We start from the raw sequence: 15,018 nt of genomic DNA, 5'->3' as shown, positions 1-15,018 counted from the left end.
AGATTGTATTTCAAAAACAGATTAGTTAAAATTTAGAAAAATATAAAGTGAAACTGCCATCAGTGGGTAGCTTCATCTTACACTGATGGCAGTTTCACTTTATAACGAGTGTGTAAAGCGGATAGGAGATGCACAATGAAATATATAAAGGGTATGTTTACGATTGTATTACTCGGGGTATACGTGGTAGCGTGCTCTAAGGAACCGACAAAAGATATCTCGAAAACAAAAGAAGTTTCTTCTGTACAAGAAGAAACTAAAAAGGAAGTAGAACAAACACAAGAAGCACCTTCTTTACAACAAAATGAAGAGAAAAGTGTGGAGACAGATCCTTCAGCACAACAAAAGGAAGAGCAAGCAGAAAAAACTGAGAAAGCCCCTGCCATAAAGCAAGAACAACCAAAGTTTATTGTTGTTATCGATCCAGGTCATCAGCAAAAAGCAAACTTAAATCTAGAACCAATTGGTCCAGGTGCAACAAAACAAAAGTATAAAGTGACCGATGGAACGACGGGTGTTGTTACGAAAAAGAGAGAATCCGAGCTTGTGTTAGAAGCCGCTTTTATATTGAAAGAAATGTTAGAGGCGAAAGGGTTCGATGTGCGAATGACAAGGACAACACAAGATGTAAACATGAGCAATAGAGAGCGAGCAACATTTGCTAATGAACAGCAAGCTAATTTGTTTTTGCGTCTTCATGCAGATGGCTCTGAAAGTCCAGCGCAAAAAGGTTTTGCTGTTTTGACTCCCGCAGAAGGAAGTGAATATACAAAAGGGATTTACGAAGAAAGTTTACAAGTTTCTCAGTTTATCATCAACAGAATGAAAGAAAACAAACAAGTACAAGTAAATGGGATCAAGTTCCGTGATGACCTGTCAGGATTCAATTGGTCAAAAGTCCCGGGTGTTTTACTTGAGCTTGGGTTTATGTCCAATTCTGAAGAAGATCAGAAACTATCAGATCGGAACTATTTAGATCCTTTACTACAAAATGTAGCAGATAGCGTAGAAGAATATCAGAAAAGTAAGAGCTAAACAGCAGTCCCATCTATTTGAGACTGCTGTTTTTTTACTGTAGCACTTATGAACAATTCGGCTAGAAAATTCGAATATCATAGGATAAAATGCAGGAGCGTAATTTTACCTGCACTTTTTGCCGAATGCTGATACAATAAAGGGTGTTACTATTTAGTAGAAAGAGTGGTAAGCATGTTAGATTGGATGAAAAAGCTGTTTAACAAAGAGGAACAACAGGAAGAAAAAACAGTGGTTAATAAAGAAACACCGATACAAACTGAAGGTAAGCCAAGAATTCCTCGTGTAAACCACTACACTGAAGCAAGAGAAGCGCAAATGTCTAGTCGAAATGCAGGTGTAAAATGCCGTTTCCCATTAATACCTGATGAGGGATTTGATGAGGAGAATGTAGAAGAAACGTTGCATTTTCAGCAGCAATTTGTACAACGACCAACACCGAATAGGGAGAGACGTAGGCACCGACATGTAGAAGTAGAACAAGTCGATACAGTCATAGAGCCGGTAGTTGAACATGTCGTGAAGAAGACTTCTATACCAGTGCAAGAGAGTAGCCGAAGACCGTTTCGTCCAACAGAAATGATTTCGCCTATCTTTGGATATAATCGTCCATCGGTAGAAAATCAGGAGGTTCAGGTGGAAGAAAAAGAAACGGAAGATCTTGAAATATGCGTAGAAGGAAAAGCAGTCGTTGATGCTTGGTTGGAGAAAAAAGGATATTCTCTGTCTGATGTATCAGCAGTACCTAATCAATCTGCTGAGAAGCAGCAACAAGAGGATATGCCAGAACATGATGCTGCGCAACAACAAAAGAGCTCAACAGAAGAGAAATCAGTTGTTGATGAATGGCTGGAGAAAAACGGTTATGTTTCCGATCTTTCACTTACTCCATCAGAAGAACAGGAAGATGTGGATGCATTTGCTCAACCTCGTGCAACCTCAGCTGAAAAACAAATTGGAGAGCACGAAAGCACAGAGGTAGGAAAAAAAGAGCATACTGTTGGAATCATACATTCAGTTGAGCATGAATCAGATGTAGTGGCGTTATCACAACATGGTGACGAAGTAGAGGAAGAATCTTTACAAGATGAAGTAATAGATCTTACTGTAGAAAGTATGAATACAGTATTAACAGAAGAAAATGAGTGTAAGAAAGAAATAAAAGAAGAATCCAAAGAAGAGCTAGTTGAAACAGTAGAAGAATCCGAGGAAGAAGAGCCTGTTGAAACAGTAGAAGAATCCGAGGAAGAAGAGCTAGTTGAAACAGTAGAAGAATCCGAGGAAGAAGAGCTAGTTGAAACAGTAGAAGAATCCGAGGAAGAAGCACCTGTTGAAGCAATAGAAGAATCCGAGGAAGAAGAGCTAGTTGAAATAGTAGAAGAATCTGGGGAAGAAGCGTCCGTTGAAACAGCCGAAGAATCCGAGGAAGAAGAGCTAGTTGAAACAGTAGAAGAATCCGAGGAAGAAGAGCTAGTTGAAACAGTAGAAGAATCCGAGGAAGAAGAGCTAGTTGAAACAGTAGAAGAATCCGAGGAAGAAGCACCTGTTGAAGCAATAGAAGAATCCGAGGAAGAAGAGCTAGTTGAAATAGTAGAAGAATCTGGGGAAGAAGCGTCCGTTGAAACAGCCGAAGAATCCGAGGAAGAAGAGCTAGTTGAAATAGTAGAAGAATCCGAGGAAGAAGCATCTATTGAAGCGATAGAAGAATCCGAGGAAGAAGAGCCTGTTGAAACAGTAGAAGAATCTGAGGAAGAAGCGTCTGTTGAAACAGCCGAAGAACCGGAAGAAGAGATGCCTGTTCAAGCAAGGGAAGAATCAACAGAGCAAGAGTCTTTAGAAGGCACAATTATCACAGAACAAGCGGTGATTTCTGCACAAGGGACAATCGTTTCTGAAACAGAAAGAAATGTGTTACAACCGTCTGCCGTAGCAGATGAACAAACAAAAGAAGCTGTTCAAAATTTTGCAGATGTATTAATAGAAGAAGCAGAAGAGAAACAAGAAGTTGTTTTGGAGCAGTCTGTGAAGCAAATAGAAGAACCGAAGCGTGAGAAAAAGCGTCATGTACCATTTAATGTTGTGATGTTAAAACAAGATAAACGTAAACTCATAGAGAAAAATGTAGCAGGAATGAAAGTATCACAAGCTCCTACGCAACAAATTGTGAAGCAGGAATCCAATACTTTTGCTGAGCAAACATATGTGAAAGAGCAACCAGTACAACAAGTGGAAGCAGAAACGTTTGTGAAAGAGCAACCAGTACAACAAGTGGAAGCAGAAACGTTTGTGAAAGAGCAACCAGTACAACAAGTGGAAGCGGAAACGTTTGTGAAAGAGCAGCCAGTACAGCAAGTGGTAGTAGAAACGTTTGTGAAAGAGCAGCCAGTACAACAAGTGGTAGTAGAAACGTTTGCGAAAGAGCAGCCAGTACAACAAGAAGTAGCAGAAATACAAGCTACACAAGGGCAAGAAAAAGAGTACGTTGTAAAAAAACAAGAGCATCATGATATACGTAATGTTTTACAAACGCCGCCAAAATATGAATTCCCATCGTTAACACTTTTGACAATTCCAAGTCAGTCGACAACGAATAATACGGAATGGTTAGAAGAACAAAAGGAATTATTAAATACAACATTTAATAATTTTCATGTGGGGGCTAATGTTATAAATGTAACACAAGGACCCGCTGTAACTCGTTTTGAAGTGCAACCGGAACCTGGCGTGAAAGTAAATAAGATTACAAACTTAAGTGATGATATTAAATTAAATTTAGCGGCGCGAGACATCCGAATTGAAGCACCAATTCCAGGGAAGAGTGCAGTCGGAATTGAAGTGCCAAATAAAGAAAGTAAACCAGTATTTCTACGAGAAATTTTGAGAAGTCCTGTGTTTACAAAGAGTGAATCACCGCTCACAGTTGCGCTTGGACTTGATATTTCTGGAGCACCAATCGTAACGGATCTTCGTAAGATGCCGCACGGATTGATTGCTGGTGCGACTGGATCAGGAAAAAGTGTATGTATTAACGCGATATTAACGAGCATTTTATATAAGGCGAAACCGCATGAAGTGAAGTTGATGCTTATTGATCCGAAAATGGTTGAACTGGCACCATATAACTCTATACCACATCTCGTTGCACCGGTTATTACTGATGTGAAGGCAGCAACAGCAGCGTTAAAATGGGCTGTAGAGGAAATGGAACGTCGCTATGAATTATTTGCACATGCAGGTGCACGTGATTTAACTCGTTATAACACGATTATGAGTGAACAGGAGATTCCAGGTGAGACACTACCGTATATTGTGATTGTCATTGATGAGTTAGCAGATTTAATGATGGTCGCTCCTGGTGATGTAGAAGAAGCAATCTGCCGCATCGCTCAAAAAGCACGTGCTTGTGGAATTCATTTAGTAGTTGCAACGCAGCGTCCTTCTGTGGATGTTATTACAGGCTTAATTAAGTCAAACATTCCAACTCGTATTGCATTTACGGTATCATCGCAAGTAGACTCACGTACGATCATTGATATTGGTGGAGCCGAAAAATTACTTGGCCGTGGTGATATGCTATTTTTAGGAAACGGTACGTCAAAACCAGTTCGTGTGCAAGGGGTATACGTTTCAGATGAAGAAATTGAAAGATCGGTCGCTCATGTGAAAAGCCAAATGAAACCAAACTATTTATTTAAGCAAGACGATTTGTTGGCAAAAACAGAACAACATGAAGCGGAAGATGAACTGTTTTTTGATGCTTGTCAATTTGTTGTAGACCAAGGGGGAGCGTCCACATCTTCTGTGCAGAGAAGATTCCGCATCGGCTATAATCGTGCGGCACGTCTTATTGAAGAGATGGAAGCGCAAGGGATTATTTCAGAAGCACGCGGAACAAAACCGAGGGATGTCCTTATTACAGAAGATGAATTTGCTGCTATGCAGGATACGAATGTATAAGGAAAGGTTTTGCTGTATACTAAGAGAAAATGTTGGATAGTAAGGTAGGGAGTAAAACGACATGAAAGAAATAGAATTAAAATTACAAGGTGAAATCAATCGACTAACAAATAAAACATTTAAATTTGATGAACGAGTGGGAGAAGGCTGGTTTTCTGCCGTTTACTTTTTAAAAACTCGTGATATTATTCAAGAATTTCGCCCAAACAGCTTTGTGACGATGCAATTTTTCCAGAAAGAGCATGCAGTACTTTGTGGAACAGATGAAGTATTAGCACTCTTACAAACATTTGCGGAGCATCCGGAAGAGTTGGAAATTCACTCTTTAAAGGATGGCGATAAAGTCAATCCGTTTGAAACGGTTTTAACAATTCAAGGACCGTATGAATATTTCGGATTTTTAGAAGGTGTAATTGATGGGATTTTAGGTCGTCGTACATCTGTTGCAACGAATGTATATAATGTTGTACAAGCAGCACGTAGCGGGGAAAAAGAAAAACCAGTTATTTTCATGGGTGACCGTGATGATCATTATACACAGCAAGCTGGCGATGGCTATGCGGCTTATATTGGTGGTATGAGTGCACAAGCAACGCATGCGATGAATGAATGGTGGGGCAGAAGTGGAATGGGGACAATGCCTCACGCACTAATTCAAATGTTTAATGGGGACGTTGTAGAAGCTGCAAAAGCATACTATGAAAAGTTCCCAGAAGATGATTTAGTTGTACTCATTGATTATAACAATGATGTCATTACGGACGCGCTTCGAGTTGCACGCGAATTTGGATCGGAATTAAAGGGTGTGCGTGTCGATACGTCCCGTACAATGATAGACCAACACTTTATTCGTCATCCAGAAGTGCTTGGAACATTTGATCCACGCGGTGTAAACCCATCATTAATTTTTGCACTTCGCAAGGCGCTTGATGAAGAAGGATACCAGCATGTGAATATTGTTGTAAGTGGCGGATTTGATGAAAAACGTATTCGTGATTTTGAAGCGCAAAATGTTCCTGTAGATATATATGGAGTAGGAAGCAGCTTATTAAAAATGAATATTGGTTTTACTGGCGATAATGTGGAGTTAAATGGGAAACCAGAAGCGAAAGCTGGCCGTAAGTATCGTCCAAATCCACGTTTAGAACGCGTTCAATTACAGAAAAATGAGAATGTAGAATAAAAAGGAAAAACTGATAGGGAATTGACCCTATCAGTTTTTCTGTTATCATAGTATAACGGATTGTTTTTTGCTATAATAGGTTTGTTATGGACGTATAAGAAGTACGTACATGTTTGATTAAAAATGTAAGTTGATTACCAAAATAAGAAAAGATTCATATACTGTCTTATAGATAGACCGTTGTATTAGTTCGAAATGTTGGAGGTTCTTTAAGATGACAGTTTACCATTTTGTAGGAATTAAAGGAACAGGAATGAGTTCATTAGCACAAATTCTTCATGACATGAAGCATACTGTTCAAGGTTCTGATTTTGAAAAGCGTTTCTTTACACAAACAGCGTTGGAAAAACGTGGAATTTCCATTCTTCCTTTTGACAAAAATAATATTGAAGAAGGACAAGTGGTTATCGCAGGAAACGCGTTCCCTGATACGCATGAAGAGATTGTAGCAGCAAAAGAATTAAATATCCCTGTACATCGTTACCATCATTTTTTAGGGGAACTTATGAGTAAGTATACAAGTGTTGCCGTAACAGGTGCACATGGGAAAACATCAACAACAGGTTTATTAGCTCATGTGATGCAAGGTGCACACCCAACATCCTATCTTATTGGAGATGGAACAGGGCATGGGGTAGAAAATAGTAAGTATTTTGTGTTTGAAGCATGTGAGTACCGCCGTCATTTCTTGTCGTACTATCCAGACTATGCAATTATGACAAATATTGATTTTGATCACCCAGATTACTTTGCAGACATTAATGATGTATTTAATGCGTTCCAAGAGATGGCATTGCAAGTGAAAAAGGGAATTATTGCATGTGGTGATGATGAAGAACTTCAAAAAATTCAAGCGAAAGTACCTGTTATTTTCTATGGTTTTGGTGAAGATAACGATTTCCAAGCACGTAACATTCAAAAGAGAACAGATGGCACTGTGTTTGATGTATTCGTTCGTAACACGTATTATGAAACATTTAAAATTACAGGCTACGGCAATCATAGCGTACTAAATGCATTAGCGGTTATTGCCCTTTGTCATTATGAACACATTGATGTTGAAGCAGTAAAATATCAGTTAACAACCTTTGGAGGCGTAAAGCGTCGCTTTAATGAGAAACCGATGGGAGAACAAGTCATCATTGATGATTATGCACACCATCCAACAGAAATTAATGCAACGATTGAAGCTGCTCGTCAAAAACATCCAGAGCGTGAAGTTGTTGCGGTATTCCAGCCACATACATTCTCACGTACACAAAAATTCCTAGATGAGTTTGCAGAAAGCCTAAGCAAAGCAGACCAAGTATATTTATGTGATATCTTCGGATCAGCACGTGAAAATAAAGGTGAATTAACAATTCAAGACCTGCAGCAGCGCATTGATGGTGCAGAATTGATTACAGATACAACAACAGATGTATTAAAGAAACATAAAAACGGCGTTCTTATTTTCATGGGCGCTGGTGATATTCAAAAATTCGAAGCTGCTTACGTGGAAGAAGTGAAAGTTGCGGAGAAGTAATAAGGAGAAGACGTGCAGCTATTGCTGCACGTCTTTTTTTGTGTCGAAGCGTTTGCTTTCATTACGATTTCTTTTATCCCGCATTAACGGGCAGTAAGACCCCCACCTCAAGATTCAGAGAGAAACAAAGAAGATAGGTGGGGGATAACTGCCCGTAAAAGCCCGATTGGTTCAACTAATAATCAGTGGGAGATGAAGAAAACTCCCACTGATTAAAGTTTCACTTTATGCAGGACAATGTAGTATCAATCATAGAAGTTCCGCTATTAGCATGGCTGTCTATCTTATTTATGGCAATCGGAATGAGTGTACTCGGTTACTTGTGGTGGAACAAAGGGATAGCGCAAGTTGGAGCGGCAAAAACATCATTGTTTTTTAACTTAGTTCCTGTTGTTACAATGCTCATCTCTTTTGCAGAAGGAGTAAATATAACAGCTGTGCAATGCTTAGGAATGGTTTTAGTCATTGTAGGAGTTCTTTTCTCTTCTGGATTTCTTACTTTAAGAACGAAAAAAGAAAGTGTGAATATATAATCCTTAACAATCTATATCCTTAAATGTTAGAATAATAAGAAAAAAGGGGATAGAGGAATGTTCACACTTCGAGTCGATGATGAAATCGAACTTCAATTACTAGAAACACATCATAAAGAAGAGCTGTATCAATTAGTAGATCAAAACCGAGAGCATTTAAGAGAATGGTTACCATGGGTGGATTTCACAAAATCTGCTGAAGGATATAACGAAATCTTTCCAATGTGGTTACATCGTTTTGCTGACGGAAACGGCTTTGAAGCAGGTATACGGTATAAAGGGAAACTTGTTGGAATGGTTGGTATCCATGAAGTGAATTGGGGTAAGAAAGCAACAAGTCTTGGGTACTATCTTGCAGAAGAAGCGGGTGGAAAAGGCATTATGACGCGAAGTGTAAAAGCAGTGCTTCGTTATGCGTTTGAAGAATTAAAATTAAATAAAGTAGAAATTCACTGCGGTGTAGATAATCAGAAAAGCCGGGGAATTCCAGAGCGACTTGGTTTCAAATTAGATGGTATTATGCGAGATGGAGAATGGTTATATGATCATTTTCATGATATTGCAGTGTATAGCTTATTAGTTTCGGAATGGAAGGAGATTGGATGAGTAATAAAATTTGTATTACACAATATGAAAGTAAGCATCAATCTGAAGTAGTGGAGTTAATTATTCACATTCAACAAAAAGAATATAATGTCCCCATTACAAAGGAAGAGCAACCAGATTTACTAGAAATCGAACAGTTTTATCAAAGAGATAACGGGAATTTTTGGGTGGCAACGTATGATGGGAAAGTAGTTGGAACTGTAGCCTTATTGGATATTGGAAATAAGCAAGTGGCCTTGAGGAAAATGTTTGTGAAAAAAGAATTTCGGGGTAAAGTGTGGAATACGGCGAGTATGTTACTGCAAACAGCGATTGCCTTGGCAAAAGAAAAAGGATTAGAAGGAATCTATCTGGGAACAACAGTACAATTTTTAGCGGCACATCGCTTCTATGAAAAGAATGGGTTTCAGAGTATTAGGATGGAAGAGTTACCAGAGAGTTTTCCGGTGCTTCAGGTAGATAAGAAATTTTATAAGTACAATGTGTGAAAAATAGATATCATTCAAATTATGAATGATATCTATTTTGTAATCAAAGATGTATTCGAAAATTGTGGTATAATTTGGATAAGAGGTGATGATATGAACTTTTCTATTCAAAGAAGCACACCAATTATGACTGTTGTGAGTGTAATGCTGATTCTTATGATTGTTTTACCAATCGGAATGCTTATTACAAACAAAGGAAGTTGGGGATCAGCTCTGATAGGGGGCACAATTTGTCTCATTGTAAATGTGCCGCTTGTTTGGGATGTTTTTATTCAGAAACATACAGTGGAAAACGGTGTATTGAGATATGGCATATTGAATGATGACATTGTATTATTTGATATAAGAATTGTACGCCAAGTTGGTAAATCACTTGAAATTACAACGAATCAATATAAGGTGCATATGATTGCAATACCGAAAGAGACAGAAAAGCTGTTGTCACTTATTCAAAATGCAAATCCACATGTGAAAATAGATGTGAAAGCATAACGGGAGGCGAGTGATGAAACAGATAAGGCTGTTATTTTGTTTTGAATTGTTGATGGTACTGGTCGTTTGTGTCAGAGGGCATGTACGCTGGGGCTGGCCTTTATATTTGTCGATAGCAGTAGGCATTTTAGCAGTTGTAATTTTGTTTTATTATCATTCTCGTCAAACCCGAAGGAAAGAACATAAAATTGAAAAGTGAAATAAGTAAAAGAGCCCTCTTTTTAGAAGGAGAGCTCTTCTTCATTTTATTTTAAGTTCTCAGGATTTAATGCTTCTAATTCAGGTACAACAAAACGGCCATCTTTACGGATTAATACGTCGTCGAAGTAAATTTCGCCGCCGCCGTATTCAGGACGTTGGATGCATACTAAATCCCAGTGGATGTTAGAGTTGTTACCGTTCCATGCATCGTCATAAGCTTGTCCAGGTGTAAAGTGGAAGCTACCGTCGATTTTTTCATCAAATAGGATGTCGCCCATTGGATGTAAGATGTATGGATTTACGCCGATTGCAAATTCTCCAATGTAGCGTGCACCTTCGTCTGTATCGAAAATTTTGTTAATACGTTCTGTATCGTTTGCAGTTGCTTCAACGATTTGTCCATTTTTAAATGTAAGCTGTACGTTTTCAAATGTATAGCCGTTGTAAGGAGATGGTGTGTTGTAAGATACTGTACCGTTAACAGAATCGCGAACTGGTGCAGAGTATACTTCGCCATCTGGAATGTTTAAATGACCGGAGCATTTAATAGCTGGAATATCTTTAATAGAGAAAGTTAAATCAGTTCCAGGTCCAGCAAGGCGAACTTTATCTGTTTTGTTCATAAGTTCAACAAGGTTATCCATTGCTTTATCCATTTTACCGTAATCTAAGTTACATACTTCGAAGTAGAAGTCTTCAAACGCTTCTGTGCTCATTTTTGCAAGCTGTGCCATAGATGCATTTGGGTAGCGAAGAACAACCCAGCGAGTCTTTGGAACGCGGATGTCTCTATGTACTTTTTTACCAACTGTTTGACCGTGAATCTTCATGCGTTCACTTGGAACATCAGCTTGTTCGTTAATGTTATCGCCAGAGCGAAGACCGATATAAGCATCCATGTCTTTCATTACGCTTGCTTCATAGGCAGCGATTTGCTCGAAGTGTTCTTCTGTTGCACCCATCAATAAAGAGCGGTCTACTTGATGATCTTTTAATGAAACGAATGGGAAACCACCAGCGGCATATGTTTCTTTTACAAGTGCTGTTACGAGTTCTTTTTGTAAACCGAAGTTTTCGATTAATACTTTTTCGCCTTTTTGTAAGCGGATTGAGTAGTTAATTAAATTTTTCGCTAATGTTTCAATACGTGGGTCTTTCATGTATAAAGCCTCCCTACTAGTTATCCCGTTCTAATGGACAGTAAAACCCCCACTTCAAAATTCAGGGAAGGGATATAGTTGCACATTAGAGTACGGTTGGTGAAAGCTCTCTATCAGTAGGAGATGAAGAAAATTCCTACTAATAGAAGTTTCGTTTTATGTATCCTCCTATATTGTAACCTACTTGCTGGAATTTGTTTAATGGTTTGTGTTACATTTGACAAACAAATATGAAAATTCTCGCGAAACTGTAAGGATTAGAACGAAACGGAAAATGATTGTATAATAGGAGAAAGTATGAAAAAGATAAAGGAAGTGATGAAATGCAAGTTCTTTTATACGTAAGTGCAGCCATAATTGCAATTGCTTTTGCTGTATTGGTGGTGTATGTATGTAGAACGTTACTATCCGTTCAGGGGACGCTTGAAAACGTTGCAAGCACACTGGAAGGATTAGAAAAACAAATGCAAGGGATAAGCGTAGAAACAGAGCAATTATTACATAAGACGAACGCATTAGCTGACGATATTCAACAGAAATCTCAGTCGTTAAATAAAGTGGTAGAAGGCGTAGATGGAATCGGAACGACAATTCATTCTTTAAATACGAAACTTCGTAATGTATCAGATTCTGTTACAAATGAAATTGAGAACAATGCGGACAAAGTTGCACAAGTTGTGCAGTGGAGCAGTGCAGCGATTGAAGTGTATAATCATTTTCGGGCCAATAGGCAAGAGAAGAAAATAGAAAAAGCTGAGAAAAAGTTGGAGAAAGCAGAGAAAAAAGAGAAGCGATCTAGGCTTCCAATTCGTATGAGAGGTGAGTAAAATGAGCATGACAAAAGTAGAAACGATTGAACAATTTGAAGCGTTATTAGAAACGAAAGAGCCTTATATTCTTTTTAAACATAGTACGACATGTCCAATTAGCCAAGGTGCTTTTACAGAGTTTCAAGCATATTGTCAGGACGGACAAATAACTCCTGCGTATTATTTATACGTACAAGATGCGAGAGCTATTTCGAATCGTATTGCAGAGCACTTTGGAATTAAACATGAATCACCGCAAGTATTGTATATAAAAGATGGAACAGTCGCATGGCATACGTCCCATTGGAAGATTAAAAAGCAATCGTTGGAAGAGAATGTGAAGTAAAAAAAGCAAGCGAATTCGCTTGCTTTTTTTACTTTCGAAAATGGCATTGACGATTGCTATTATTTCGAATTAAAGTAAGGGAGAGAAACGATTCCATATGCAATGCATGGCGGAGTATATCATGTGACAACTGCATATGTATTGTATATAATGAGTTATCCCGCACTAACGGGCATAAGAGCCCGATTGGTTCAACTAATTTTTGCTGGGGGATGAAGCCCCACTGAGAAAAGTTTCACTTTATCTTACGAATGATAATTACGTATTTTCACATATATATAACTTTGAAAGAGGTGGCTTTTCTATGGCATCACAAGAGCTAGATCGCTTACGTTCTCAAATTGATGAGATTAACATGAAAATGTTAGAATTACTAAATGAACGAGGACGTCTTGTGCAAGAGGTCGGTAAATTAAAAGAAGTACAAGGTGTAAAACGATTTGATCCTGTACGCGAGCGTAAAATGCTGGATTTAATTGCGGAAAAGAATAACGGACCATTTGAAACATCTACACTTCAACATATTTTTAAGCAAATTTTTAAAACTGGCTTAGAATTACAAGAAGATGATCATCGTAAAGCGCTTCTTGTTTCACGTAAGAAAAAGTCAGAAGATACGATTGTTGATATTAAAGGTGAAAAAATCGGTGATGGTAATCCACACTTTATTATGGGTCCATGTGCCGTAGAAAGTTACGAACAGGTGCGCCAAGTTGCAGAAGCGATGAAAGCACAAGGTTTGAAGCTGATGCGCGGCGGTGCGTTTAAACCTCGTACATCACCATATGATTTCCAAGGCCTTGGATTAGAAGGTCTGAAAATTTTACGTCGAGTCGCTGATGAATATGATTTAGCGGTTATTAGTGAAATTTTAAATCCAAATGATATTGAGATGGCACTGGATTATGTCGATGTGATTCAAATCGGTGCTCGTAATATGCAAAACTTCGAGCTGTTGAAAGCTGCTGGATCTGTGAAGAAACCAGTATTATTAAAACGCGGTTTATCAGCAACAATTGAAGAGTTTATGTATGCGGCAGAATATATTATTGCCCAAGGAAACAGCGACATTATTTTATGTGAACGCGGCATTCGTACTTATGAGAGAGCAACGCGTAACACGCTAGACATTTCCGCTGTGCCGATTTTGAAGAAGGAAACACATTTACCTGTCATTGTGGATGTAACGCATTCTACGGGCCGACGCGACCTCTTATTACCAACTGCGAAAGCAGCGATGGCAATCGGGGCTGATGCGGTTATGGCTGAAGTACATCCAGACCCAGCTGTCGCATTATCTGATTCAGCACAACAAATGGATATTCCAGAGTTCAATGAGTTTATGAAAGAATTAAAAGCATTTCGCGGCAGATAATCTAAAGTGCATACAAGGTCTATGCGGCACTTGTTGCATAGACTTTTTTCAAAAAATGCCCTTTTTTACATAAAAAATACGAAAATATAAGAAAAAAAGCGAATTTTTTCGAAACTTTGCGGGAACATATTGTATGAGCCCGTATTTATATCGTATCATTAGTAAAAGGACTCGGGACGATTGGTGACATCTTCAGGTAGAGTTGATGTCTTTTTTTCATTCAAGTGAACCGATACATAAATATAGATAACATATATATAAGGAGTGTGCGAAGAGATGAACGTAACAATCTATGATGTAGCGCGCGAAGCAAATGTCTCAATGGCAACCGTATCACGTGTTGTAAACGGTAACCCAAACGTAAAGCCTACAACAAGAAAGAAAGTATTAGAAGCAATTGAACAACTAGGCTATCGTCCAAATGCAGTTGCACGTGGACTTGCAAGTAAAAAGACAACAACAGTGGGTGTTATTATTCCAGATATCTCTAATACGTTTTATGCAGAACTTGCACGTGGGATTGAAGATATTGCAACAATGTACAAATATAACATCATTTTAAGTAACTCTGATCAAAACAAAGAAAAAGAATTTCACTTATTAAATACAATGCTTGGTAAACAAGTGGACGGTATTGTGTTTATGGGAGAAGATATTACAGATATTCATGTAGAAGAGTTTAAAAAGTCTCCTGTACCAATCGTACTTGCAGCATCATTTGATGAGAAAAATGAAACATCGTCTGTAAATATTGATTATGCGCAAGCTGCATACGATGCAATGAAGCATTTCTTAGATCAAGGTCAAACACGTATTGGTTTCGTTTCAGGTCCTTATGTGGATAAAGCAGGAAGTGCAAAAAAATTACAAGGCTACAAAAAAGCGTTGGAAGAAGTTGGCATCGCATATGATGAATCTCTTGTAATCGATGGAGATTACACATATGATTCAGGTATAGAAGCATTTGAAAAGCTATGGGAACTTGATCAAAAACCAACAGCAATCTTTGTATCTTCAGATGAAATGGCATTAGGTGTCATCCATGCTGCACAAGATGCTGGCTTAAATGTACCGGAAGATATAGAAGTACTGGGCTTTGACAATACTCGCCTTGCAATCATGGTTCGTCCGCAGCTTTCTACAGTTGTACAACCAATGTATGATATCGGAGCGGTAGCAATGCGTTTATTAACAAAATATATGAACAAAGAAAAAGTAGAAGATCATACGGTTATTTTACCTCACCGTATTCAATTTAGAAGTTCAACAAAGTAGGAATAGGAAAAACTCACAGTATTGCACTGTGAG

At 38.4% G+C, this 15,018-nt stretch carries 13 protein-coding genes and 1 pseudogene; 13 read left to right on the top strand and 1 reads right to left on the bottom strand.

Annotated elements, in window-relative coordinates:
- Nucleotides 1–135 precede the first annotated feature (135 nt).
- The 9 genes and pseudogenes from QUF99_RS24360 (at nucleotide 136) to QUF99_RS24320 (ending at nucleotide 10,018) form a co-directional block, all read left to right on the top strand.
- Complete coding sequence (locus tag QUF99_RS24360; RefSeq protein WP_289373527.1) at nucleotides 136–1,035, top strand: N-acetylmuramoyl-L-alanine amidase; 900 nt, start codon at nucleotides 136–138, stop codon at nucleotides 1,033–1,035.
- Between the two features lie 174 nt (nucleotides 1,036–1,209).
- The gene (locus tag QUF99_RS24355; RefSeq protein WP_289373525.1) at nucleotides 1,210–4,992 is read left to right on the top strand and encodes a DNA translocase FtsK; all 3,783 of its coding nucleotides are present in this window, start codon (nucleotides 1,210–1,212) and stop codon (nucleotides 4,990–4,992) included.
- A gap of 61 nt (nucleotides 4,993–5,053) precedes the next feature.
- The gene (locus QUF99_RS24350; RefSeq protein WP_289373524.1) at nucleotides 5,054–6,175 is read left to right on the top strand and encodes a nicotinate phosphoribosyltransferase; all 1,122 of its coding nucleotides are present in this window, start codon (nucleotides 5,054–5,056) and stop codon (nucleotides 6,173–6,175) included.
- Nucleotides 6,176–6,389: 214 nt separating this feature from the next.
- Nucleotides 6,390–7,700, top strand: coding sequence for a UDP-N-acetylmuramate--L-alanine ligase (gene murC / locus QUF99_RS24345; RefSeq protein ID WP_289373522.1), 1,311 nt, complete (start codon nucleotides 6,390–6,392; stop codon nucleotides 7,698–7,700).
- Between the two features lie 254 nt (nucleotides 7,701–7,954).
- Nucleotides 7,955–8,233: pseudogene (locus QUF99_RS24340) on the top strand (EamA family transporter); the annotation flags it as partial.
- Nucleotides 8,234–8,290: 57 nt separating this feature from the next.
- Nucleotides 8,291–8,839, top strand: a complete 549-nt coding sequence (locus QUF99_RS24335) for a GNAT family N-acetyltransferase (RefSeq protein ID WP_289373520.1) — start codon at nucleotides 8,291–8,293, stop codon at nucleotides 8,837–8,839.
- A complete protein-coding gene (locus QUF99_RS24330; protein WP_289373518.1) occupies nucleotides 8,836–9,327 on the top strand; it encodes a GNAT family N-acetyltransferase in 492 nt (163 codons plus the stop codon). The genes QUF99_RS24335 and QUF99_RS24330 overlap by 4 nt, the downstream gene beginning before the upstream one ends.
- A gap of 93 nt (nucleotides 9,328–9,420) precedes the next feature.
- On the top strand, nucleotides 9,421–9,819 hold the full coding sequence (locus QUF99_RS24325) for a PH domain-containing protein (protein WP_289373516.1): 399 nt from the start codon (nucleotides 9,421–9,423) through the stop codon (nucleotides 9,817–9,819).
- 13 nt (nucleotides 9,820–9,832) lie between these two features.
- A complete protein-coding gene (locus tag QUF99_RS24320) occupies nucleotides 9,833–10,018 on the top strand; it encodes a hypothetical protein (RefSeq protein WP_289373514.1) in 186 nt (61 codons plus the stop codon).
- A 46-nt stretch (nucleotides 10,019–10,064) separates the two neighbouring features.
- On the opposite strand, the gene QUF99_RS24315 is transcribed toward QUF99_RS24320, so the two are convergent.
- Nucleotides 10,065–11,180 (bottom strand): aminopeptidase, encoded by a 1,116-nt coding sequence (locus QUF99_RS24315; protein ID WP_289373513.1) that lies wholly within the window; start codon nucleotides 11,178–11,180, stop codon nucleotides 10,065–10,067.
- Nucleotides 11,181–11,458: 278 nt separating this feature from the next.
- Here QUF99_RS24315 and QUF99_RS24310 point away from each other — a divergent pair, with 278 nt between their 5' ends.
- The 4 genes from QUF99_RS24310 (at nucleotide 11,459) to ccpA (ending at nucleotide 14,985) form a co-directional block, all read left to right on the top strand.
- On the top strand, nucleotides 11,459–12,007 hold the full coding sequence (locus QUF99_RS24310; RefSeq protein WP_289373512.1) for a DUF948 domain-containing protein: 549 nt from the start codon (nucleotides 11,459–11,461) through the stop codon (nucleotides 12,005–12,007).
- 1 nt (nucleotide 12,008) lies between these two features.
- The gene (gene ytxJ / locus QUF99_RS24305) at nucleotides 12,009–12,335 is read left to right on the top strand and encodes a bacillithiol system redox-active protein YtxJ (RefSeq protein ID WP_289373511.1); all 327 of its coding nucleotides are present in this window, start codon (nucleotides 12,009–12,011) and stop codon (nucleotides 12,333–12,335) included.
- 304 nt (nucleotides 12,336–12,639) lie between these two features.
- On the top strand, nucleotides 12,640–13,710 hold the full coding sequence (locus QUF99_RS24300) for a bifunctional 3-deoxy-7-phosphoheptulonate synthase/chorismate mutase (RefSeq protein WP_289373509.1): 1,071 nt from the start codon (nucleotides 12,640–12,642) through the stop codon (nucleotides 13,708–13,710).
- Nucleotides 13,711–13,986: 276 nt separating this feature from the next.
- Entirely contained in the window at nucleotides 13,987–14,985 is a 999-nt protein-coding gene (gene ccpA / locus QUF99_RS24295) for a catabolite control protein A (protein WP_289373507.1), read from the top strand.
- The last annotated feature ends 33 nt before the right edge of the window (nucleotides 14,986–15,018 follow it).

Source organism: Bacillus sp. DX4.1, assembly GCF_030348195.1.
Classification (GTDB): Bacteria; Bacillota; Bacilli; order Bacillales; family Bacillaceae_G; genus Bacillus_A.
Note: the sequence above shows the minus strand (reverse complement) of the source record. Positions and strands in the feature narration are given on the sequence as shown.